Here is a 21,780-nt window from a genome sequence, read left to right as displayed (position 1 = left end):
GCCAGCATTTTGCCTCGGGCTTCCTTCAGATTCGCAGTCGCCCGCGACACCCTTGCCTCTGGCTAACACTTCCCCTTGCCGGGTGTGTAGAGGACTTTCACCTCCAAGTCGTCCAGTCCACCACCACAGTGAACCGAACAGCGCCAGTCACGGCGCTACGCGCCATGCCTGGCGCACAACGAAAAAGGCCACCCGAAGGTGGCCTTTTGCGTGCAGTCAGCGAAGGCTTAGGCCTTCTTGACTTCCCAACCGGTCAGCTCGGCCAGGGCCTTGCCGATGTCAGCCAGGGAACGCACGGTTTTCACGCCAGCGTCCTGCAGTGCAGCGAATTTCTCGTCTGCAGTGCCCTTGCCACCGGAGATGATGGCGCCAGCATGGCCCATGCGCTTGCCCGCAGGTGCGGTAACACCGGCGATGTAGGAAACGACAGGCTTGGTGACGTTGGCCTTGATGTAGGCCGCAGCTTCTTCTTCAGCGGAACCGCCGATCTCACCGATCATAACGATCGCTTCGGTCTGCGGGTCTTCCTGGAACAGCTTCAGGATATCGATGAAGTTGGAGCCCGGGATCGGGTCACCGCCGATGCCGACGCAGGTCGACTGGCCGAAGCCGGCGTCGGTAGTCTGCTTGACAGCTTCGTAGGTCAGGGTGCCGGAACGCGAAACGATACCGACCTTGCCTGGCAGGTGGATGTGACCCGGCATGATGCCGATCTTGCACTCGCCCGGAGTGATCACGCCTGGGCAGTTCGGGCCGATCAGGGTCACGCCCAGCTCGTCGCACTTGACCTTGGCATCCAGCATGTCGAGGGTAGGAATACCCTCGGTGATGCAGACGATCAGCTTGATGCCACCGAAGGCGGCTTCCAGGATCGAGTCCTTGCAGAAAGGAGCCGGTACGTAGATGACCGACGCGTCAGCGCCGGTAGCTTCTACAGCTTCCTTGACGGTGTTGAACACCGGCAGGCCCAGATGAGTGGTGCCGCCCTTGCCCGGAGTCACGCCGCCAACCATCTTGGTGCCGTAGGCGATGGCTTGTTCGCTGTGGAAAGTGCCCTGCGAGCCGGTGAAGCCCTGGCAGATGACTTTGGTGTCTTTATTGATCAGGACGCTCATTACTTGCCCTCCGCGGCTTTGACGACCTGCTGGGCAGCGTCGGTGAGGCTGGTAGCCGCGATGATGTTCAGACCGCTGTCGGCCAGGACCTTGGCGCCCAGCTCAGCATTGTTACCTTCCAGACGGACCACGACCGGCACTTTCACGCCGACTTCTTTCACGGCGCCGATGATGCCTTCGGCGATCATGTCGCAACGAACGATGCCGCCGAAGATGTTCACCAGAACGGCAGCGACGTTGCTGTCGGACAGGATAATCTTGAAGGCTTCGGTCACGCGCTCTTTGGTTGCGCCGCCACCTACGTCGAGGAAGTTGGCTGGCTTGCCGCCGTGCAGGTTGACGATGTCCATGGTACCCATGGCCAGACCGGCACCGTTGACCATGCAGCCGATGTTGCCTTCCAGGGCCACGTAGTTCAGCTCGAAGCTGGCAGCGTGGGCTTCACGAGGATCGTCTTGCGACGGGTCGTGGAAGGTCTTCAGCTTCGGTTGACGGTACATGGCGTTAGCGTCGATGTTGATCTTCGCGTCCAGGCAGTGCAGGTCGCCGTCGGCCTTGATGACCAGCGGGTTGACTTCCAGCAGAGCCAGATCGTGATCCTTGAACAGCTTGGCCAGACCTACGAAGATCTTGGCGAACTGAGCGACCTGCTTGCCTTCCAGGCCCAGCTGGAAAGCCAGCTCGCGACCCTGGTACGGCTGAGCGCCGACCAACGGATCAATGGTGGCCTTGAGGATCTTCTCAGGGGTTTCGTGGGCCACTTTCTCGATGTCCACGCCACCTTCGGTGGAAGCCATGAACACGATGCGACGGCTGGAGCGGTCCACTACAGCGCCCAGGTACAGTTCCTTGGCGATGTCGGTGCAGGATTCGACCAGGATTTTGCTGACCGGCTGACCATTGGCGTCAGTCTGGTAAGTCACCAGACGCTTGCCCAGCCAGTTGGCGGCGAAGGCCTTGGCGTCTTCTTTGCTCTTGACCAGCTTTACGCCACCGGCTTTACCGCGGCCACCAGCGTGGACCTGAGCCTTGACGACCCACTCGCTACCGCCGATTTTTTCGCAGGCTTCTGCGGCTTCTTCCGGGGTGTCTACCGCGAAGCCCTTGGATACGGGCAGGCCGTATTCAGCGAAGAGCTGCTTACCCTGATACTCGTGAAGATTCATGCTTGTCTACCGTCTTCGTTTAGGTATTGCGCATTCGGCGCTGTACTTGTGATACCGCACCACCTGTGACTGCCGAAGCAGTCCGCCGGGCCTTCCGCCGCGAGTCGAGCTCGACGCGGGCCACCCGACGTGGTTCTGCTTGCAAATACCACCGTGGCGATGAGGCGATTACACGACGCCCCACCTACCACGGTGGCTTACAACAACTGCTGCAGTGGCCGGACGCTACCGGCCATTTGCACACTCAACGCTTCTTGCGATTGGCGATATGGATCGCGCCACCGTTAACCGCCAGGGCCGCTTCGTGCAGTGCCTCGGACAGGGTCGGGTGGGAGAAGACCATCATGCCCAGGTCTTCGGCACTGGTGCCGAATTCCATGCCGATCGCGCCTTGCTGTACCAGCTCGGCAGCGCTTGGGCCGATCACGTGCACGCCCAGTACACGGTCGGTGTTGGCGTCGGCGATGACCTTGACGAAGCCGCCGGTGTCGTTGGCCGCCATGGCACGACCGCTGGCAGCGAACGGGAAGGTGCCGACGTTGACGGCAACGCCTTCGGCCTTCAACTGCTGCTCGGTCTTGCCGACCCATGCGATTTCCGGGTGGGTGTAGATCACGGACGGGATCAGGTCGTAGTTCATCTGCGCCTTGTGGCCGGCGATACGCTCGGCAACCATCACACCCTCTTCCGAGGCCTTGTGCGCCAGCATGGCACCGCGCACCACGTCACCGATGGCGTAAACGCCCGGAACGCTGGTTTCGCACTGGTCGTTGACGAAGATGAAGCCGCGCTCGTCCAGGTCCACGCCGCTGTCGGCAGCCAGCAGATCAGTGGTCACCGGACGACGGCCTACGGCCACGATCAGCTTGTCGAAGGTCATCTTCTGCTCGCCATTGGCGTCAGTGAAGGTGACGGTTACCTGCTTCTTCTTGACCTCGGTACCAGTAACGCGAGCGCCCAGGCGGATGTCCAGGCCCTGCTTGGTCAGGGTCTTCTGGGCTTCCTTGGCGATCTGCTCGTCGGCGGCTGCGAGGAATTTGTCCATGGCTTCCAGGACGGTGACTTCCGCGCCCAGGCGAGCCCAGACCGAGCCCAGTTCCAGACCGATGACGCCAGCGCCGATGACGCCCAGCTTCTTCGGTACGCTCTGGAATTCCAGGGCGCCGGTGGAGTCGACGATCACATCCTGGTCGACCGGTGCCGGCGGGATCTCGACCGGCTTGGAGCCGGAAGCGATGATCACATGAGCGGCTTCGACCACCTGGCTCTTGCCGTCAGTGCCGGTCACTTCGACCTGCTTGCCAGCCAGCAGCTTGCCGTGGCCTTCCAGCAGGGTCACGCCGTTGGCCTTGAACAGGCCGGCAACACCACCGGTGAGGTTCTTGATGATGGTGTTCTTGCGCGCCACCATGGCCGGCACGTCGATGGTCACACCCTTGGCTTCGATGCCGTGTACAGCGAAGCCTTCTTTGGCTTCGTGGTACTTCCAGGAGCTGTCCAGCAGCGCCTTGGACGGAATGCAACCGACGTTCAGGCAAGTGCCGCCGAGAGCGACCTTGCCGTCGCTGCCCTGGTACTTCTCAATGCAGGCAGTCTTAAGGCCGAGCTGCTCTGCTTTGATGGCGGCTACATAGCCACCAGGGCCGGCACCGATGACTACCACGTCGAATTTCTGGGTCATAACGTATTCCTTCTCGAATAAACCGGACGGCCCTGAGAACAGGGCCGCCGTGGAGGAGACTGGCTTTTAGATTTCCAGCAGCAGGCGAGCCGGGTCTTCAAGCAAGTTCTTGATGGTTACCAGGAAGGTCACGGCTTCCTTACCATCGATCAGGCGGTGGTCGTAAGACAGCGCCAGGTACATCATCGGACGGATCACCACCTGGCCGTTGATCGCCATCGGGCGCTGAACGATGTTGTGCATACCCAGGATCGCAGCCTGCGGCGGGTTGACGATCGGGGTCGACATCATCGAACCGAAGGTACCACCGTTGGTGATGGTGAAGGTGCCGCCAGTCATTTCTTCGATCGACAGCTTGCCGTCTTTGGCTTTCTTGCCGAAGGTGGCGATGCCGCTCTCGATTTCAGCCAGGCTCATCTGCTCGGCGTTACGCAATACCGGCACCACCAGGCCACGGTCGCTGGACACGGCAACACCGATGTCGGCGTAGCCGTGATAAACGATGTCGTTGCCGTCGATCGAGGCGTTGACTGCCGGGAAACGCTTCAGCGCTTCGGTAGCTGCCTTGACGAAGAACGACATAAAGCCCAAGCGCACGCCGTTGTGGGACTTCTCGAACAGGTCCTTGTACTTCGAACGCAGGGCCATGACTTCGGTCATGTCCACTTCGTTGAAGGTGGTCAGCATGGCCATGGTGGACTGGGCTTCAACCAGACGCTCGGCGATCTTGGCGCGCAGACGGGTCATCGGCACACGTTTCTCGGGGCGGTCGCCAGTGGCGACTACAGCAGCGGCAGCAGCCAGGGCAGCGGCAGGCTTGGCAGCGGCAGCCGGAGCGTTCTTCTTGGCTTCGACGGCAGCGACCACGTCTTCCTTGGTCACACGGCCACCTTTACCGGTGCCGGCAATGCTGTTCGGGTCGATGCCGTTCTCTTCGGCCAGCTTGCGCGCGGCCGGCGAGAGGATGGCGTCGTCACCAGCAGCAGCCGGAGCAGCAGCCTGGGCCGGCGCAGCGGCAGCGGCCGGTGCAGCAGCCGGAGCGGCGGCGGCAGCACCACCTTCGGTCAGTTTGCCCAGCAGCTCGTTGGAAAGAACGGTGTCGCCTTCGTTCTTGATGATTTCAGCCAGGACACCATCGGCCTCGGCCAGTACTTCGATCACGACCTTGTCGGTTTCGATGTCGACGATCAGCTCATCGCGTTTGACCGCTTCGCCAGGCTTCTTGTGCCAGGTGGCCACGGTACCGTCGGCAACCGATTCCGGGAAGGTTGGGGCTTTGATCTCGATAGCCATTGTATGCGTTTCCTTAAATTCGGTTTTACCGCCAGGTGGCATCTGCCACCTGGCGGATGAAGGCGTTAAACAGTAAAGGCGTCCTGCAGCAGTTTTTCCTGCTGCTCGGCGTGCATCGACGCATAACCGCAGGCTGGCGCTGCCGACGCATCACGACCGGCGTACTCCAGAAGCAGCGACTTCTTGTGCGCGGTAGCGACGCGACGCATGTGGTGCTGGCTGCAGTACCAAGCGCCTTGGTTCATCGGCTCTTCCTGACACCAGACGATGTGCTTGAGGTTCTTGTACGGCGCCAGCGCCTCGGCCAGATCGTCTTCCGGGAACGGATAGAGCTGCTCGATACGAATGATGGCGATGTCTTCGCGTCCCTCGGCACGACGTTTTTCCAGCAGGTCGTAGTAGACCTTGCCGCTGCACAGGATCAGACGCTCGACCTTTTTCGGATCCAGCGAATCGATCTCGCCGATTACGGTGTGGAAGGAGCCTTCGGCCAGATCTTCCAGGGTCGAGATGGCCAGCTTGTGACGCAGCAGCGACTTGGGCGTCAGCGCCACCAGCGGCTTGCGCAGAGGACGGATCACCTGGCGACGCAGCATGTGATAGACCTGCGCCGGGGTGGTCGGTACGCAGACCTGCATGTTGTGCTCGGCACAGAGTTGCAGATAACGCTCCAGACGCGCCGAGCTGTGCTCAGGCCCCTGCCCTTCATAGCCGTGCGGCAGCAGAACGGTGAGACCGCAGAGACGACCCCACTTGGTCTCGCCGCTGGAAATGAACTGGTCGAATACCACCTGGGCACCGTTGGCGAAGTCGCCGAACTGGGCTTCCCAGATCACCAGCGCGTTCGGCGTAGTGGTGGCATAACCGTACTCGAACGCCAGTACCGCTTCCTCGGAGAGGAAGGAGTCGTACAGCTCGAACTTCGGCTGACCGTCGTACAGGTTCTTCAGCGGAACGTAGGTCGAGCCATCCTTCTGGTTGTGCAGCACCGCGTGACGGTGCGAGAAGGTGCCACGGCCGATGTCCTGACCGGTCATGCGGATCGGATGACCTTCGACCAGCAGAGTGGCGTAAGCCATGGTCTCGGCGAAGCCCCAGTTGATCGGCAAGCCGCCCGCGCCCATCTTCTGACGGTCTTCGAGGATCTTCGCCACCTGACGCTGAACCAGGAAGCCCTCAGGAATTTCCAACAGCTTGGCAGACAGATCCTGCAGGGTCTTCAGGTCGAAGCGAGTGTCATGACGCGCAGTCCAGGTGTGGCCCAGGTACGGACGCCAATCGACGAACAGTTCCTTGTTGGGCTCCTTGACCAGGCTCTTGACCACGTGTTGACCGTTATCCAGCGCGGTACGGTATTCGTCGATCTTGGCCTGCACGTCTTCGCTGCTCAGCACACCGGCAGCGACCAGTGCATCGGCATAAAGCTCACGAGTAGTGCGCTGCTTGGCGATCTGCTGGTACATCAGCGGCTGGGTGCCGTTCGGCTCGTCGGCCTCGTTGTGACCGCGACGACGGTAGCAGACCAGGTCGATGACCACGTCACGCTTGTACTGCATGCGGTAATCGACAGCCAATTGGGTCACGAACAACACGGCTTCCGGATCGTCGCCGTTCACGTGGAAGATCGGCGCCTGGATCATCTTCGCCACGTCGGTGGCATATTCGGTCGAGCGCGAGTCTTCCGGATGGCTGGTGGTGAAACCAATCTGGTTGTTGATCACGATGTGGATGGTGCCGCCCGTCTTGTAGCCACGGGTCTGCGACATCTGGAAGGTTTCCATGACCACGCCCTGACCGGCGAATGCCGCATCACCGTGGATGGAAATCGGCAGTACCTTGTCGCCACTGGCGTCGTTGCGACGATCCTGGCGGGCACGTACCGAACCTTCGACCACCGGAGAAACGATCTCCAGGTGCGAGGGGTTGAACGCCAACGCCAAGTGTACTTCGCCACCGGCAGTCATGACGTTGGAGGAAAAGCCCTGGTGGTACTTCACGTCACCGGACGACAGACCTTCGATCTTCTTGCCTTCGAACTCGTCGAACAGGTCGCGCGGGTTCTTGCCGAAGGTGTTGACCAGAACGTTCAGACGGCCGCGGTGAGCCATGCCGATGACCACTTCCTTGGTGCCGTAGGAGCCGGAGCGCTGGATGATTTCGTCCAGCAGCGGGATCAGGCTCTCGCCACCCTCCAGGCCGAAACGCTTGGTCCCCGGGTATTTGGTGCCCAGGTACTTCTCCAGGCCTTCGGCGGCGGTGATGCGCTCGAGCACGTGCGCCTGCACTTCAGCGGAAAATTGCGGACGACCACGCACGCTTTCCAGGCGCTGGGCGAACCAGTGGCGCTGGCCGGAATCGACGATGTGCATGAACTCGGCACCGATGGTGCGACAATATGTCTGCTGCAATGCGCCGAGAATTTCACGTAGGGTCGCCTCTTCCTTACCGATGTACAGCTCGCCGGTACGGAAAGTGGTATCCAGGTCAGCGTCAGTCAGGCCGTAGTGGTTGATCGACAGATCGGACGGCGCGGTACGCACCCACAGCCCCAGCGGATCGAGCTGGGCGGCTTGGTGGCCACGCACGCGGTAGGCCTGGATCAGACGCAGCACTTCTACCTGCTTCTTCTCGTGCTCGCTGCTGACGGCCCCGGCAGAAACCGGCTGGGCACGACGCGAATTCTTGGCGAGCAGGACGAAATAATCGCGAATGGTCGAGTGCGGCACATCCGCTGCAGCGCTACCGTCGGTCGGCAGCTTCTGGAAGTAAGTGCGCCACTCTTCTGGCACAGCGTTGGGATCGTGCAGGTAGAGCTCGTAGAGCTCTTCCACGTAGGCAGCGTTGCCACCGGATAGGTGGGCACTGTCCCACATGCGCTGCATCACGCTTTCTTGCATGCTTGGTCACCCTCGGTAAAGGGACACCACCGGCGCGAATACCGCATGGTCCTGATCAAAGTCATGATGCTGCGACTCGGATAAAGCCACTTGGGTTCCCGCAGATAGTCCGGGCACCAGCCCGGATGCCCCTGCTGGTCGTCATATTTTTCGAGTATGAGCCGCAGCTTTGTGGGCTGCAGCTCTGGCTTTACTGCGAGGCCGACCTGGGCCGGACTCGCAGGTATTACAGGTATAGCAACTTGCGAATCAGGTACCGCTCTGCAGCAGCATGTTACGCACGTGGCCGATCGCCTTGGTCGGGTTCAGACCCTTGGGGCAGACGTTCACGCAGTTCATGATGCCGCGGCAACGGAACACACTGAACGGATCGTCCAGCGAGGCCAGACGCTCGGCGGTCTTGGTGTCACGGCTGTCGGCCAGGAAGCGATAGGCCTGCAGCAGTGCAGCGGGACCGAGAAACTTGTCCGGGTTCCACCAGAACGACGGGCAGCTGGTCGAGCAGCATGCGCACAGAATGCACTCGTACAGACCGTCGAGCTTTTCGCGCTCTTCCGGAGTCTGCAGACGTTCGATGGCCGGAGCCGGCGTATCGTTCTGCAGGAATGGCTGCACCTTCTCGTACTGCTTGTAGAAGATGCTCATGTCGACGACCAGGTCACGAATGACCGGCAGGCCCGGCAACGGACGAATCACCAGTTTGCCACCCTTGAGGCCGGCAGCGGAGATCGGTGTGATACAGGCCAGGCCGTTCTTGCCGTTGATGTTCATGCCGTCTGAACCACACACGCCTTCACGGCAGGAACGACGGTAGGAGAAACCTTCATCCTGTTCCTTGATCAGCGCCAGCACGTCGAGGACCATGATGTCCTTGCCGCCGGTGTCGACCTGGAAGTCCTGCATGAACGGAGCAGCGTCCTTCTCCGGGTTGTAGCGATAAACACTGACTTGCAACATATCAGTCACCCTTAATAAGTCCGAACCTTGGGTTCAAATGCCGGAACGGTCTTCGGCGCGAAGTTGACATCACGCTTGGCAACGCGCTTCTCGCCTGGGAAGTACAGGGAGTGGCACAGCCAATTCTGGTCATCGCGCTCCTCGAAGTCTTCACGAGCATGGGCACCACGGGACTCTTTACGAGCCTCGGCGGCAACCGCAGTCGCTTCAGCCACTTCGAGCAGGTTTTGCAGTTCCAGCGCTTCGATACGCGCAGTGTTGAACGCCTGGCTCTTGTCCGCGATTTTGACTTTCGCGATGCGCTCACGCAGGTCGGCCAGTTGTTGGATGCCCTTCTGCATGTATTCGCCAGTACGGAATACACCGAAGTAGTTCTGCATGCACTGTTGCAGCTCTTTACGCAGCGGGGCGACGTCTTCACCGGTGCTGCGCTCGTTGACACCAGCCAGACGCGACAGCGACTGTTCGATGTCGGTTTCGCTGGCACCACGGACTTCCACGCCTTCTTTCAGCGCTTTTTCCAGGTGCAGGCCAGCGGCGCGGCCGAATACCACCAGATCGAGCAGCGAGTTGCCGCCCAGACGGTTGGCACCGTGTACCGATACGCACGCCACTTCACCTACGGCGAACAGACCTTCGATGATCTTGTCGTTGCCGTTGGCATCCTGAGTGATGGCCTGGCCGTGAATGTTGGTCGGCACGCCGCCCATCATGTAGTGGCAGGTCGGGATCACCGGAACCGGAGCGACGACCGGGTCGACGTGAGCGAAGGTCTTGGACAGTTCGCAGATACCCGGCAGACGGCTGTGCAGCACTTCTTCGCCGAGGTGGTCGAGCTTGAGCAGTACGTGGTCCTTGTCCGGGCCACAGCCGTTGCCGGCGATGACTTCCTTGACCATGGAACGGGCAACCACGTCGCGACCAGCCAGGTCTTTGGCGTTCGGCGCATAACGCTCCATGAAACGCTCGCCATGGGCGTTGATCAGGTAACCACCCTCGCCACGGCAACCTTCGGTGACCAGTACGCCAGCGCCGGCGATACCGGTCGGGTGGAACTGCCACATTTCGATGTCCTGCACCGGCACGCCGGCACGCAGGGCCATGCCCACGCCGTCACCGGTGTTGATCAGGGCGTTGGTGGTGGAGGCGTAGATACGACCAGCACCGCCGGTGGCCAGAACCACGGCCTTGGAGCGGATGTAGACGGTTTCGCCAGTCTCGATGCAGATGGCGATGACGCCGACGATGGCGCCGTCCTGATTCTTCACCAGGTCAACCGCGTACCACTCGTTGAGGAACGAGGTGCCGGCTTTCAGGTTGGCCTGATACAGGGTGTGCAGCAGTGCGTGACCGGTACGGTCGGCAGCAGCACAGGTACGAGCAGCCTGGGTCGGATTGTCCGGCCCCTTGGACTGACCACCAAACGGACGCTGGTAGATGCGGCCCTGCTCGGTACGGGAGAACGGCAGACCCATGTGCTCGAGCTCGAACACAGCTTCCGGACCGACGGAGCACATGTATTCGATAGCGTCCTGGTCACCGATGTAGTCGGAACCCTTGACGGTATCGTACATGTGCCAGCGCCAATCATCGTTCGGATCGGCCGAAGCGATGGCGCAGGTAATGCCACCCTGAGCGGAAACGGTGTGCGAACGAGTCGGGAACACCTTGGTGACCACGGCAGTCTTGTGACCGCCCTGGGCCAGTTGCAGCGCAGCACGCATGCCGGCGCCGCCGCCACCCACAATGATGGCGTCATAGGAAAGAGTACGGATGCTAGCCATGAATCAGAAACCCCACAGAATCTGCACGCCCCAGACGAACATCGTGAACATCGCGATGCCACACACAGCCTGGAACAGGAAACGCACACCAGTCGCCCACTTGCCCAGCGCCATCGGCGTCAGGTAGTCGGTGGAGATGGTCCACATGCCAACCCAGGCGTGCACGCTCAGCGCTACAAGAGCCAGCAGACTGAAGATACGCATTGCGGCATGCGAGAACAGACCATGCCATTCGGCGTAGCCCATACCTGGATTACAGATCACATAGCCCAGCAGAAACAGCGTGTAAGCCGCGAGAACGACCGCAGAAACGCGCTGAGCCATCCAGTCATAGAGGCCCGAACGCGAGAAATTCGTGACATTAGTTACCATATCCACACCCCCAGCAGCACGATCACGACCGCCGAGACGGCGATGACGATTTGCGAGCCCAGCTTGCCGCCTTCCAGCGTCTCACCGATGCCCATGTCCATGATCAAGTGGCGTACACCGGCCACCAGGTGGTACAGCAGAGCGGACAACAGACCCCAGATCACGAACTTGGCCAGCGGACTGGTCAGACATTCTTTCACCTGGGCGAAGCCCTCCTCGGAGGTCAACGACTTGTCGAGGCCAAACAGCAGAATGGCGATACCGACAAAGAGGATGACACCGGAGATACGGTGAAGAATGGACATGTAAGCGGTGATCGGAAGCTTGATAGTCCGAAGGTCTAGGTTTACAGGTCGTTGGCTATTCACGGCTTTTTTATCACACTGAGAGCCCCTAACGATCAGGGCAAAGTTGTTGGGAAGTGCACTGGCAAGGTACCCATCACCCAATGAGTGACAACCGCCATGACACGGCCTAAAGCCTGTGGCGGTCGGCCGCAGAGTATAGACAGTTAGCAGACTAATGACAATGCAATGCCCTCCCCCAAAAAGCGCATTGCAGCCTTTAAACAAATGGCGTAAATAGCACCCTTTTTTCGTTGAAAATACCGTTCAAACCCTTCTACTGCCTGGGTTCTCGCAAATTGACTTTCGGATTTATCCCACTATAGTGGTGCGGGCCCTGCGTGGGGGGCTGTCTGATGATTTCAAGCATAACTAGGAGGCCACATATGGCTGACAAAAAAGCGCAGTTGATCATCGAGGGCAATGCCCCCGTCGAACTGCCCGTTCTGACCGGCACTGTTGGTCCCGATGTAATCGATGTGCGGAGCCTGACCGCCACGGGTCGGTTCACCTTTGATCCTGGCTTCATGTCGACCGCCTCTTGCGAGTCGAAAATCACCTATATCGACGGCGATCAAGGCATCCTGCTGCACCGCGGCTACCCCATCGAGCAGCTCGCCGAGCAGTCTGACTACCTGGAAACCTGCTACCTGCTGCTCAACGGCGAACTGCCGAGCAAGGAAGAAAAGGCCAAGTTCGTCAGCACCATCAAGAACCACACCATGGTTCATGAACAGCTGAAAACCTTCTTCAACGGTTTCCGCCGCGATGCCCACCCGATGGCCATCATGGTGGGTATCGTGGGCGCCCTGTCAGCGTTCTACCACGACTCGCTGGACATCAATAACCCGCAGCACCGCGAAGTGTCGGCCATGCGCCTGGTGGCCAAGATGCCGACCATCGCCGCCATGACCTACAAGTACTCCATGGGTCAGCCCATGATGTACCCGCGCAATGACCTGAATTACGCGGAAAACTTCCTGCACATGATGTTCAACACCCCGTGCGAGATCAAACCGATCAGCCCGGTTCTGGCCAAGGCGATGGACAAGATTTTCATCCTCCATGCCGACCATGAGCAGAACGCCTCCACCTCCACCGTACGTTTGGCTGGCTCCTCGGGTGCCAACCCGTTCGCCTGTATCGCAGCCGGTATCGCCGCGCTGTGGGGCCCGGCACACGGTGGCGCCAACGAAGCCGTACTGGCCATGCTCGACGAGATCGGTGACGTTTCGAACATCGACAAGTTCATCGCCAAGGCCAAGGACAAGAACGACCCGTTCAAGCTGATGGGCTTCGGCCACCGCGTGTACAAGAACCGCGACCCGCGCGCCACCGTGATGAAGCAGACCTGCGACGAAGTTCTCGGCGAGCTGGGCATCACCAATGACCCGCAGCTTGAACTGGCCATGCGCCTAGAAGAGATCGCCCTGACCGATCCCTACTTCAAAGAGCGCAACCTGTACCCGAACGTCGACTTCTACTCGGGCATCATCCTCAAAGCCATCGGCATTCCGACCTCGATGTTCACCGTTATCTTCGCCCTGGCACGTACCGTGGGTTGGATCTCGCACTGGAAGGAAATGCTCTCGGGTCCGTACAAGATTGGCCGTCCGCGCCAGCTGTACACCGGTTACAAGCAGCGCGATCTGCCGACCAACCGCGATTGATAGCGCCCCGAGACGAAAAAGGCTGCCCATCTGGCTAATGTCAGTCAGTTAAGCGCCTAGGCACTTGGTTTACGGGCGCTGCAATCGTATAGGAAGGAATTTAACTGTTGCCAGTCGGTTCGACTTGTAGGGTGGGCTTCAGCCCACGCCGGCCGCCGTTGGTGGGCTGAAGTCCACCCTGCAAGAGCAAAAAACCTTATCTGATCGGCATTAGCCCATCTGGCAGCCTTTTTATTGCCTGGCGAGTATCTCGCTCAGCGCCCTTCCACCTTCGCTCGCAAACCCTGCAGCGTCTGCAGCGGCGCATCGACGACGAAACTGTTGGCCAGCCAGGAGGGCACACTGCCGCCCGGTTCAGTGTGCACCTCGTAGGTCACCTCCACCCTGTCCTGGTCCGCGGTTTGAGATGCCACTCGCCGTCGACACGTTACACCCGCACGAAATCCTTATCCTCCGGCAATCACTGCGGCACCGCCTTGAGCAGGCGCTTGACAGCGCCGTCAGCATCAGTGCGCGTGGTCACATGGATCACCGAATCACGCGCCTTCACCGGCCAGGGCGTCTCGAAACGGGTGTACAGCTCGCTCACATTACCCTAGGTCTCGAGCAGTCGCTGCTGCTGGCAGCTGAAGATTCAGGAGCAGGACCCCGCGACATCCTCCTGCGCCGCCTGTATCCCGGCCAGGTCAGCGTTGATCGCCACCACACCGCGATAGGCCTTGTACTTGGATACAGGCACATCAGCCTGGTAAACGCTCACACCGTCTTCTTCGCGCTCCAGCTGCCACTGCCTCTCGGCAACCTGGACAGCGGTCACGCACAACAGCATGGCCAGAACGGAATAACGCATCATCTTCGAGCAACTCCCGGTGGAACTGTTTGCGTTTCGACCCGCACGGGCCGTGAGCGGTTCACATCGTCAGACAGTCGCCTGCTCCAGCCAACCCAACATACGAATGGCGCTCTCGCGATCATCCGCGCACAGCTGCTCTTCCGCCTTGAACCCACCGCACACTGCGGGCCTCTCCGGGCGACCGAAGATGGCGCAGAGAAACTCGGCATTGAGATGGATACAGCGCACGCCAGCGGGCTTGCCGTCAGGCATGCCCGGAATCGGTGAGCTGATGGAAGGCGCGATGCAGCAGGCACCGCAACCGGCACGACACTCCATGAAACGACCTCGACTGGAAGCGAACGGCGGCGATCCTAATGAGCTCCGCGCATGCCGTCGAGGCCTTTGGCGATCAGCGGTTACGCTGCAGGCGAGCCAGCAGGCTGGAGGTATCCCAGCGCCCACCGCCCATGGCCTGAACGTCGGCGTAGAACTGATCGACCAGCGCCGTCACAGGCAGTTGAGCACCGTTGCGACGCGACTCGTCGAGCAGAATCGACAGATCCTTGCGCATCCAGTCGACCGCGAAACCGAAGTCGAACTCGCCGGCCAGCATGGTCTTGTAGCGATTTTCCATCTGCCAGGACTGCGCTGCGCCCTTGCTGATCACATCGACCACCGCATGGCCATCCAGCCCCGCGCACTGAGCGAAGTTGAGCGCCTCTGCCAAACCCTGAACCAGACCGGCGATGCAGATCTGATTGACCATCTTGCTCAACTGGCCGCTGCCGGCCGGACCCATCAGGCGCATCATCCGCGCGTAACTCTGGATGACCGGCTCGGCAAGCGCATAGGTTTCGGCCTCGCCACCGACCATCACGGTCAGCACACCATTGATCGCACCGGCCTGACCACCGGATACCGGCGCATCGAGAAAACCCAGGCCATGCTCGGCCGCAACAGCCGCCAGCTCACGCGCCACATCGGCCGAGGCGGTGGTGTGATCGACCAGAATGGCGCCCGGCGCCATACCGGCGAACGCGCCCTGCTCGCCCAGAATCACGCTGCGCAGGTCGTCATCGTTACCGACGCAACACATCACCAGTTCGGCGCCCGCCACCGCCTCACGCGGGGTCGGCGCAGAGCTGCCGGCATATTCACCCATCCATTGCTCGGCTTTGCCCGGCGAGCGGTTATAGACCGTCACCTGATGCCCTTTGCGTGCCAGATGCCCGGCCATCGGATACCCCATGACGCCCAAACCGAGAAACGTGACCTTTGCCATAGCAACCTCCTGCAGATATAGGCGCCAGAGCCTAACGGGCATGGCGCGAATCATCAAAGCCTTTGCAGCACGCCGCCCCTCATCCGACGCTACGCGCCACCTTCTGCCACAGGAGAAGAACATCAGAAACCGTCGCTGCGCCACGCACGCGTCAACGACGTTTGCCCTGGCCGAAAAGGCCTTCCATACTGCCTGCGATTCGATTCAGAACGGATGCTTGAGCTTGGAGCCTTGGCCCTGATGCCAGGAGCCTTTTCCATGCAGCGAGGCCGAAGCGCAACAGATCGCAGACAGGTTCTAAGGAGCGCCCATGGGGCATTGGCTAGTCATCGACCTGGAGGCCACCACTGATGAGGGCGGCTGGGCGATGGAGGAAATGGAAATCATCGAGATCGGTGCCAGCCTGGTTGGTGTGGACGGCCATGAACGGGATCACTTTCAGCGCATCGTCAAACCACAGCGCCGCCCGTGCTTGACCGACTTCTGCCGCGAACTCACTCATATCACCCAGGCCGAGATCGACAGCGCCGCTACCCTGTCCCAGGTCTGGGCTCAGTTCGAGCGCTGGCTGACGCAGCATGCACCACGCCTGGTCGGCTGGAGCAGTTGGGGTGATTACGATCGCCGCCAGCTGGAGCAGGAATGGCGTCAACATCAGTTGCACAGCCTGCTGGCCCAGGTGCCGCACCTTAACCTCAAACAGGCTTTCGCCAAGGCGCGCCAACTGCAGCGGCCGGTTGGCCTGCACAGTGCATTGCAACTGGCTGGCATGCAGTTTCAAGGGCAACAGCACCGCGCCCTCGAAGATGCGCGTAACACCGCCCGCCTGCTGCCACTGGTATTGCCCCTCAAAGACTGATGACGAAGAAAAGGCGCTTGGGCATACTGGCGGCCCTTTTATGGCCTGCCATGCATGGCGGTCACCCTTCTGGCCGTCGTCACACGACGTTAAACATGGCTTCCAGCAATTTTTTCAACCCCTTCCGAGGAATCGCAGATGTTCAAGGTCAACGAATACTTCGACGGCACCGTCAAATCCATCGGTTTCACAATGGCTGAAGGCCCTGCCACCATCGGCGTAATGGCCCCGGGCGAATACGAATTCGGCACCAGCCAACTGGAAGTCATGCATGTCGTCGCCGGCGCCCTGACCGTCAAACTGCCGGGCAGCGACAGCTGGAACACCTTCGAAGCCGGCAGCAAGTTCACCGTCGAGGCCAACAGCAAGTTCCAGCTCAAGGTGGCCGTAGACACCGCCTATCTCTGCGAATATCGCTAGGGTCTGTTGCCGTTTCGACACGAGCCGCGTTGCTGCGCCAAATTGCGCCACGCGAGGCGCGGGATGCAGGTAATGGTCGTTCCCTTGCCAAATCCCGCAACGACGCATGGCGCAATTTGCCGCGCAACCCGAAGGGACGGGCCAGTTTTTGCGTGGTACGTCGTTACTCGACGGTTCATTTGGGCGACCAAACTTCGCGTCTCACGCCTAGCCCCACGCAAAAACTGGCTCCGTCGCGGCCGTGCGCGAAACGGCAACAGACCCTAACAGCCCGTTGAGAAACTACCTGCGTTTAAAAGCGACCTCGCGTGCGAGCCCAGTCAAAATGCTCATTTACAGCTCGTAAAGTCGAGCGCGACTCCGACCGTTTTTCGGTCGTTTTTGCGGGGCCGCCATCGGTATTGTCTTGCCTGCCTCGCCTACGTTTTTCTCAACGGTCTGGCAGCCACTACGCGCCACGAAGAACCGGCCCCAGCGGCCGGTTTTTTCTTTGATGATCACCACCAGGACATAGCCCATGTCACGCAGTGCACTTCTCGCCCCCATTGCCTTGTTGCTGGTGGCCATGGTCTCGATCCAGAGCGGCGCGTCGCTGGCCAAGAACCTGTTCCCGCTGGTCGGCGCCGAAGGCACCACAGCCCTGCGCCTGGTGCTCGGCGCGATCATTCTGTCGCTGGTGATGCAGCCCTGGCGGGCCAAACTGGATTTGCGCAAGTGCCATGCCCTGCTCGCCTACGGCCTGGCGCTGGGCGGCATGAATCTGATGTTCTACATGTCCCTGCAGAGCATCCCGCTGGGCATCGCCGTGGCGCTGGAATTCACCGGGCCGCTGGCTCTGGCGCTGTTTTCCTCGCGCCGCCTGCTGGACTTCGTCTGGGTGATTCTGGCCATCGCCGGCCTGTGGATGCTGCTGCCAACCGGCGCCACGCAAAGCGCCATAGACCCACTCGGCGCAGCTCTGGCCCTCGGCGCGGGGGTGTGCTGGTCGCTGTACATCATCTTCGGCCAGAAAGCCGGCGCCCAGCATGGCCGCCACACCGTCGCCCTGGGCACCTGGGTCGCCGCCTTGCTGGTCCTGCCCATTGGCATCTGGCATGCCGGCACGGACCTGCTGAGCGCGGACCTGCTACCCATCGCCCTGGGTGTCGCGGTACTGTCTTCGGCCCTGCCCTACAGCCTGGAGATGGTCGCCTTGACGCGCCTGCCCGCACGCACCTTCAGCGTGCTGATGAGCCTAGAGCCGGCAGTCGCGGCAATGTGCGGTCTGGCCTTTCTCGGCGAGAAGCTGCTCTGGGGCCAGTGGCTGGCCGTCGGTGCGATCATTATCGCCTCTGCCGGGGCAGCCGCCACCATCAAACCCAAGAGCTAGTTGCCGAACTGCAACTCGGCCAAACGCGCATAGAGCGGACTACTCTCGATCAGCTCGGCATGACTGCCGATCGCAGCCAAACGGCCCTGTTCGATCACCGCAATGCGATCCGCCTGCTTCACCGTGGCCAGGCGATGAGCGATCACCAAGGTGGTGCGCCCGGCCATTAGTGACGGCAGCGCCTGCTGGATCAGGTGCTCGCTCTCGGCATCCAGGGCGCTGGTGGCCTCATCGAGCAGCAGGATCGGCGCATCGGCGAGCAAGGCACGGGCAATCGCCAGGCGCTGACGCTGGCCACCGGAAAGCCCGAGCCCGGCCTCCCCCAAATGAGTCTGGTAACCCTGCGGTAGGCGCTGAATGAACTCATGGGCATGCGCCGCCCGCGCGGCCGCCTCCACCTCGGCCTGGCTGGCATCCAGGCGACCATAGCGAATGTTGTCCTCCACCGAGCCGAAGAACAGCGCAGGATTCTGCGACACCAGGGCGAAACTGGCACGCAACTCGCGCAACTCGCGCAACTCGCGCAACTCGCGCGGATCGAGCTGATCGATCGGCACGCCATCGATGAGGATGCGCCCGCCCTGCGGATCGAAGAAGCGCAGCAGCAGATCGAACAGCGTCGATTTGCCAGCCCCGGACGGTCCTACCAGTGCCAGCGTCTCGCCTGCCGCTACCTGCAGATCGATGCCATCGATGGCGTAGCTGTCCAAACGCGACGGATAGGCGAATCGCACACGCTGCAGCTCGATGCGCCCCTGTACCGGCTGCGACAGATGCTGCGGCTGCTCCGGCGCCACGATGGCGTTGCTGGCACGTAACAGCTCGCCGATGCGCTCGGCGGCGCCTGCGGCACGCTGCAATTCACCGATCACCTCGCTCAGCGTGCCGAAGGACGAGCCAACGATCAGGCTGTAGAACACGAAAGCCGCCAGCTCACCGCCGGAGATGCGCCCGGCGATCACATCCATGCCGCCGACCCAGAGCATCACCCCGACAGCGCCGAGCACCAGCACGATCACTACGGTGATCAGCCAGGAACGCTGGGCGATGCGCTTGCGCGCCACATCGAAAGCCGCTTCGGCAGACTCGCCAAAGCGGCGCTTGTCCTCATCCTGATGGTTGTAAGCCTGTACCGTCTTGATCTGCCCCAGCACTTCGCCGACATAACTGCCGACATCGGCCACGCGGTCCTGGCTCTGCCGCGACAGCGCACGCACACGGCGGCCGAACAGCAGGATAGGCGCTACCACCAAGGGTAGAGCCAACAGAACGATACCGCTGAGCTTGGGGTTGGTGACCACCAGTAGCACGCTGCCACCGATCAACATGATCAGGTTGCGCAGCGCCATCGACAGCGACGAGCCAATCACCGATTGCAGTAGCGCGGTATCGGCGGTCAGCCGCGACTGGATTTCCGAGCTGCGATTGCTCTCGTAGAAGCCAGGATGCAACTCAATCAGGTGATCGAACACCCGCCGGCGGATATCCGCGACCACCCGCTCGCCGATCCATGACACCAGGTAGAAGCGCGTGTAGGTGCCGAAGGCCAGCGCCAATACCAGCACGAAGAACAGCAGCAGGGACTGCCGCAGCGCGGCCGGCGACTGCGTGGCCAGCCCCTGATCCACCAGCAGCTTGATGCCCTGGCCCATGGACAGGGTGATGGCTGCCGTGAACATCAGCGCCAGCAGCGCGCCCAGTACCCGGCCGCGATACGGGGCGACGAAGCACCAGGCCAGGCGTATGGCACCGCGCTGACGGGAAGAGAGCATCGAAATCATGGCAGGTCTCAGGTCAGCGGCCGAAGGTGTCGCAGCCGCTGGCGGCAGGAAGTTGAATGTCTGAGTCAGCAGTTGGGGGCGGCGGCGCGCAACCTCAAGCGGCTGCGTCCATTGCCGAGGCAGGCGACCGCGACGGCTTATGAGCCCGTCTTCGCCAGCTCTGCTGGCGGACGATAATGGCCGGTAATGCGATAGCTGAAGAGGATGTCCTCCTCCTGCGTACCACGGCCGATGTTGTGCAGAATCAGCGGCACACCCGTTGCCGCCCGATGATCGCTGACGATACCGATATGCGTGAGACCACGGCCCAGATCCCAGGTGACGATATCGCCCGGCCGATACGCCGAAGCCGCCTGGCTAAGCGGCAGCGACCAGCCCTGACGCTTGAACCAGGTCATCAGGTTGGGCACACGGCGGTGGTCAATATTGCTGTCCGGGCGATTCAGCCCCCAGTTCTTCGGATAGACGGAGAAGCTGCCGCGCATGTCGCGGTGCACCGCTTCCTGCAAGTCCAGCCCCTGCTGGCGCAGTGCGCGGATCACCACGTCGGTGCAGACCCCTGTGGCCATCGGCACATCACCACCGGGATAGCTCAACTGGCGGTAGGCCGGGTCATAGCTCAGCGTCACACCGATCTGCTGGCGTGCATCGCGCACCAGCTTTTCAGCTTCGATGGCCTGTGCGGCCAGCGCCAGTGACCAGAGCAACAGCAGAATCAGCCCGCGCATCTCGCTCTCCTATCGCGCCAGAGGGTACAGCAACTCTTCCCTGTAACCGGCCCAGACCCGTATGGCATCGGGAAAGGCGTCGTCCAGCGTCACGTCGCCGCTGTCGACCAGCAGCGGCCGGCCATTCAGTGTCGCCAGCTTGCGCTTGGTCGCCACCACACGCAGGCGCTCCAGGCCGACCGCACGCAGCACACGGGGGCTGATCTGCTGGTTGCCACGCCCGATGACATGACCCTGCCCCCCGATGGCGGTGACCAGCAAGTAGGTCGGATGCGCCTCGACCAGGGCGAACAGCTCGGCCTCGTTGACGTCACGGGCGATCACCTGGCCGTCCTCGATCACATCGACGCCCAGCAAGGTGGTGTCCAGCCCGAGATTCTGCGCCAGGCCATGCAAGGTCGAACCGGGGCCAAATACATAACGCACACCGGGCTCCCATTCAGCCTCCAGCCAGGCAGCCAGATCAGCCAGCACCAGCTCTTCGGACTCCACGCCGCCCTGCTTGACCGCCTGCACGTAACCGCCCTCCTGCGGCACGCACAACTCGCCGTACCAGCGCGCGGTAACGCGCCCCTCACGCAGGGCATTCTCGTCGATGTCACGCACCTCGCCGCTGGCCAGACGAACCAAACCGCCTTCGACCAGGCGCGCCGTCAGCTCACCGGCCGCTCGCGGGCTAATGGCGTACACCCCGGACTGGATCTTCACCCCCGCCGGAATGCCCAGCACCGGCTGCCCGTCCCTGATCACGGCACATACATCACGCGCAGTGCCATCGCCACCGGCAAATAGAATCAGTGCCGCACCGGCGTCCTGCAGGTGTTGCACAGCACGACGGGTGTCGTCGGCCGTGCTGGGCTCGTCGCCCAACTGTCCCAGCAGACGATGCTCAAAGCCCATCTGCGCCAACAAATCGCCGCCCATGGCACCGGGATAGGTGACGAACTCAATGCGCTCACGCAGCGCCAACAGTTGCTCCAGCGCCGTGCGCGTACGCTGCGCAGCCTTCGGTTCAACGCCGAGTGCCAGGGCCTGCTCGGCCACGCCGTCGCTGCCCTTGAGTGCAGCCGGGCCACCCAGCCCGGCCAGAGGGTTGATGATCAGACCTATATGAAAACGCGACATGCCTTCCTCAATTACCGGCAGACTGGCATGCAGCCTGCTTGTACCTGCTCTGCGTTGCCGGCGTGACGGTTTTCCGTACACCTTCACTGTCACCGCACCTTC

General features: G+C 61.4%; 18 protein-coding genes and 1 pseudogene. 4 read left to right on the top strand and 15 right to left on the bottom strand.

What is annotated here, in order from left to right; translation table 11 throughout:
- Positions 1 to 227: 227 nt before the first annotated feature.
- The 9 genes from sucD to sdhC form a co-directional block, all read right to left on the bottom strand.
- Positions 228 to 1,115: a succinate--CoA ligase subunit alpha gene (gene sucD, locus PSOLE_RS20865; RefSeq protein WP_003459991.1), complete on the bottom strand. Its 888-nt coding sequence runs from the start codon at positions 1,113 to 1,115 to the stop codon at positions 228 to 230.
- On the bottom strand, positions 1,115 to 2,281 hold the full coding sequence (gene sucC, locus PSOLE_RS20860) for an ADP-forming succinate--CoA ligase subunit beta (protein ID WP_074856066.1): 1,167 nt from the start codon (positions 2,279 to 2,281) through the stop codon (positions 1,115 to 1,117). The genes sucD and sucC overlap by 1 nt, the downstream gene beginning before the upstream one ends.
- Positions 2,282 to 2,525: 244 nt before the next feature.
- Positions 2,526 to 3,962 (bottom strand): dihydrolipoyl dehydrogenase, encoded by a 1,437-nt coding sequence (gene lpdA / locus PSOLE_RS20855; protein WP_074856063.1) that lies wholly within the window; start codon positions 3,960 to 3,962, stop codon positions 2,526 to 2,528.
- Between the two features lie 66 nt (positions 3,963 to 4,028).
- Positions 4,029 to 5,255, bottom strand: a complete 1,227-nt coding sequence (gene odhB, locus PSOLE_RS20850) for a 2-oxoglutarate dehydrogenase complex dihydrolipoyllysine-residue succinyltransferase (RefSeq protein WP_074856060.1) — start codon at positions 5,253 to 5,255, stop codon at positions 4,029 to 4,031.
- A gap of 65 nt (positions 5,256 to 5,320) precedes the next feature.
- Complete coding sequence (locus tag PSOLE_RS20845; protein WP_074856058.1) at positions 5,321 to 8,152, bottom strand: 2-oxoglutarate dehydrogenase E1 component; 2,832 nt, start codon at positions 8,150 to 8,152, stop codon at positions 5,321 to 5,323.
- A 249-nt stretch (positions 8,153 to 8,401) separates the two neighbouring features.
- Positions 8,402 to 9,109 (bottom strand): succinate dehydrogenase iron-sulfur subunit, encoded by a 708-nt coding sequence (locus tag PSOLE_RS20840; RefSeq protein WP_003459986.1) that lies wholly within the window; start codon positions 9,107 to 9,109, stop codon positions 8,402 to 8,404.
- 11 nt (positions 9,110 to 9,120) lie between these two features.
- Positions 9,121 to 10,893: a succinate dehydrogenase flavoprotein subunit gene (sdhA, locus tag PSOLE_RS20835; RefSeq protein ID WP_003459985.1), complete on the bottom strand. Its 1,773-nt coding sequence runs from the start codon at positions 10,891 to 10,893 to the stop codon at positions 9,121 to 9,123.
- Between the two features lie 3 nt (positions 10,894 to 10,896).
- Positions 10,897 to 11,265 carry a succinate dehydrogenase, hydrophobic membrane anchor protein gene (gene sdhD, locus PSOLE_RS20830; RefSeq protein ID WP_003459983.1) on the bottom strand — a complete coding sequence of 123 codons (369 nt, stop codon included), beginning with the start codon at positions 11,263 to 11,265 and terminating at the stop codon, positions 10,897 to 10,899.
- Positions 11,259 to 11,633, bottom strand: coding sequence for a succinate dehydrogenase, cytochrome b556 subunit (gene sdhC / locus PSOLE_RS20825; RefSeq protein ID WP_074856056.1), 375 nt, complete (start codon positions 11,631 to 11,633; stop codon positions 11,259 to 11,261). The genes sdhD and sdhC overlap by 7 nt, the downstream gene beginning before the upstream one ends.
- A gap of 362 nt (positions 11,634 to 11,995) precedes the next feature.
- Here sdhC and gltA point away from each other — a divergent pair, with 362 nt between their 5' ends.
- Complete coding sequence (gene gltA / locus PSOLE_RS20820; RefSeq protein ID WP_074856053.1) at positions 11,996 to 13,279, top strand: citrate synthase; 1,284 nt, start codon at positions 11,996 to 11,998, stop codon at positions 13,277 to 13,279.
- Between the two features lie 254 nt (positions 13,280 to 13,533).
- On the opposite strand, the pseudogene PSOLE_RS20815 reads toward gltA, so the two are convergent.
- From PSOLE_RS20815 to PSOLE_RS20805, 3 genes and pseudogenes are all read right to left on the bottom strand, one after another.
- Positions 13,534 to 14,132 (bottom strand): annotated as a pseudogene (locus tag PSOLE_RS20815) (START domain-containing protein).
- Between the two features lie 66 nt (positions 14,133 to 14,198).
- Positions 14,199 to 14,450: a YkgJ family cysteine cluster protein gene (locus tag PSOLE_RS20810; protein ID WP_003459965.1), complete on the bottom strand. Its 252-nt coding sequence runs from the start codon at positions 14,448 to 14,450 to the stop codon at positions 14,199 to 14,201.
- A 73-nt stretch (positions 14,451 to 14,523) separates the two neighbouring features.
- Positions 14,524 to 15,438 carry an NAD(P)-dependent oxidoreductase gene (locus tag PSOLE_RS20805; protein ID WP_255311623.1) on the bottom strand — a complete coding sequence of 305 codons (915 nt, stop codon included), beginning with the start codon at positions 15,436 to 15,438 and terminating at the stop codon, positions 14,524 to 14,526.
- Positions 15,439 to 15,706: 268 nt separating this feature from the next.
- Between PSOLE_RS20805 and PSOLE_RS20800 the strand changes: the two genes are divergently transcribed.
- From PSOLE_RS20800 to rhtA, 3 genes are all read left to right on the top strand, one after another.
- Positions 15,707 to 16,255, top strand: coding sequence for an exonuclease domain-containing protein (locus PSOLE_RS20800; protein ID WP_003459962.1), 549 nt, complete (start codon positions 15,707 to 15,709; stop codon positions 16,253 to 16,255).
- Positions 16,256 to 16,393: 138 nt separating this feature from the next.
- Positions 16,394 to 16,675 carry a pyrimidine/purine nucleoside phosphorylase gene (gene ppnP / locus PSOLE_RS20795; RefSeq protein WP_003459961.1) on the top strand — a complete coding sequence of 94 codons (282 nt, stop codon included), beginning with the start codon at positions 16,394 to 16,396 and terminating at the stop codon, positions 16,673 to 16,675.
- Positions 16,676 to 17,192: 517 nt separating this feature from the next.
- Positions 17,193 to 18,044: a threonine/homoserine exporter RhtA gene (gene rhtA / locus PSOLE_RS20790; RefSeq protein ID WP_003459960.1), complete on the top strand. Its 852-nt coding sequence runs from the start codon at positions 17,193 to 17,195 to the stop codon at positions 18,042 to 18,044.
- On the opposite strand, the gene PSOLE_RS20785 is transcribed toward rhtA, so the two are convergent.
- The 3 genes from PSOLE_RS20785 to PSOLE_RS20775 all read right to left on the bottom strand — a co-directional run bounded on the left by PSOLE_RS20785 (position 18,041) and on the right by PSOLE_RS20775 (position 21,678).
- Positions 18,041 to 19,825 (bottom strand): ABC transporter transmembrane domain-containing protein, encoded by a 1,785-nt coding sequence (locus tag PSOLE_RS20785; protein ID WP_074856051.1) that lies wholly within the window; start codon positions 19,823 to 19,825, stop codon positions 18,041 to 18,043. The genes rhtA and PSOLE_RS20785 overlap by 4 nt on opposite strands.
- A 137-nt stretch (positions 19,826 to 19,962) precedes the next feature.
- Positions 19,963 to 20,553, bottom strand: coding sequence for a DUF1287 domain-containing protein (locus PSOLE_RS20780; protein WP_074856050.1), 591 nt, complete (start codon positions 20,551 to 20,553; stop codon positions 19,963 to 19,965).
- Positions 20,554 to 20,562: 9 nt separating this feature from the next.
- A complete protein-coding gene (locus tag PSOLE_RS20775; RefSeq protein WP_003459956.1) occupies positions 20,563 to 21,678 on the bottom strand; it encodes an ATP-NAD kinase family protein in 1,116 nt (371 codons plus the stop codon).
- Positions 21,679 to 21,780 lie beyond the last annotated feature (102 nt).

The organism is Pseudomonas oleovorans subsp. oleovorans, from assembly GCF_002197815.1.
Taxonomy (GTDB): domain Bacteria; phylum Pseudomonadota; class Gammaproteobacteria; order Pseudomonadales; family Pseudomonadaceae; genus Aquipseudomonas; species Aquipseudomonas oleovorans.
The sequence above is the reverse complement of the archived record's forward strand: the minus strand, read 5'-3'. Positions and strand labels throughout refer to the sequence as shown.

Bases quoted from the DNA above. Each gene is read 5' to 3' on its own strand.
- sucC (WP_074856066.1), bottom strand. From the start codon at position 2,281: ATGAATCTTCACGAGTATCAGGGTAAGCAGCTCTTCGCTGAATACGGC.
- sucD (WP_003459991.1), bottom strand. From the start codon at position 1,115: ATGAGCGTCCTGATCAATAAAGACACCAAAGTCATCTGCCAGGGCTTC.
- PSOLE_RS20805 (WP_255311623.1), bottom strand. From the start codon at position 15,438: ATGCCCGTTAGGCTCTGGCGCCTATATCTGCAGGAGGTTGCTATGGCA.
- PSOLE_RS20775 (WP_003459956.1), bottom strand. From the start codon at position 21,678: ATGTCGCGTTTTCATATAGGTCTGATCATCAACCCTCTGGCCGGGCTG.
- gltA (WP_074856053.1), top strand. From the start codon at position 11,996: ATGGCTGACAAAAAAGCGCAGTTGATCATCGAGGGCAATGCCCCCGTC.
- rhtA (WP_003459960.1), top strand. From the start codon at position 17,193: ATGTCACGCAGTGCACTTCTCGCCCCCATTGCCTTGTTGCTGGTGGCC.
- PSOLE_RS20785 (WP_074856051.1), bottom strand. From the start codon at position 19,825: ATGATTTCGATGCTCTCTTCCCGTCAGCGCGGTGCCATACGCCTGGCC.
- lpdA (WP_074856063.1), bottom strand. From the start codon at position 3,962: ATGACCCAGAAATTCGACGTGGTAGTCATCGGTGCCGGCCCTGGTGGC.
- PSOLE_RS20845 (WP_074856058.1), bottom strand. From the start codon at position 8,152: ATGCAAGAAAGCGTGATGCAGCGCATGTGGGACAGTGCCCACCTATCC.
- PSOLE_RS20800 (WP_003459962.1), top strand. From the start codon at position 15,707: ATGGGGCATTGGCTAGTCATCGACCTGGAGGCCACCACTGATGAGGGC.
- PSOLE_RS20780 (WP_074856050.1), bottom strand. From the start codon at position 20,553: ATGCGCGGGCTGATTCTGCTGTTGCTCTGGTCACTGGCGCTGGCCGCA.
- PSOLE_RS20810 (WP_003459965.1), bottom strand. From the start codon at position 14,450: ATGGAGTGTCGTGCCGGTTGCGGTGCCTGCTGCATCGCGCCTTCCATC.
- PSOLE_RS20840 (WP_003459986.1), bottom strand. From the start codon at position 9,109: ATGTTGCAAGTCAGTGTTTATCGCTACAACCCGGAGAAGGACGCTGCT.
- ppnP (WP_003459961.1), top strand. From the start codon at position 16,394: ATGTTCAAGGTCAACGAATACTTCGACGGCACCGTCAAATCCATCGGT.
- sdhA (WP_003459985.1), bottom strand. From the start codon at position 10,893: ATGGCTAGCATCCGTACTCTTTCCTATGACGCCATCATTGTGGGTGGC.
- odhB (WP_074856060.1), bottom strand. From the start codon at position 5,255: ATGGCTATCGAGATCAAAGCCCCAACCTTCCCGGAATCGGTTGCCGAC.
- sdhD (WP_003459983.1), bottom strand. From the start codon at position 11,265: ATGGTAACTAATGTCACGAATTTCTCGCGTTCGGGCCTCTATGACTGG.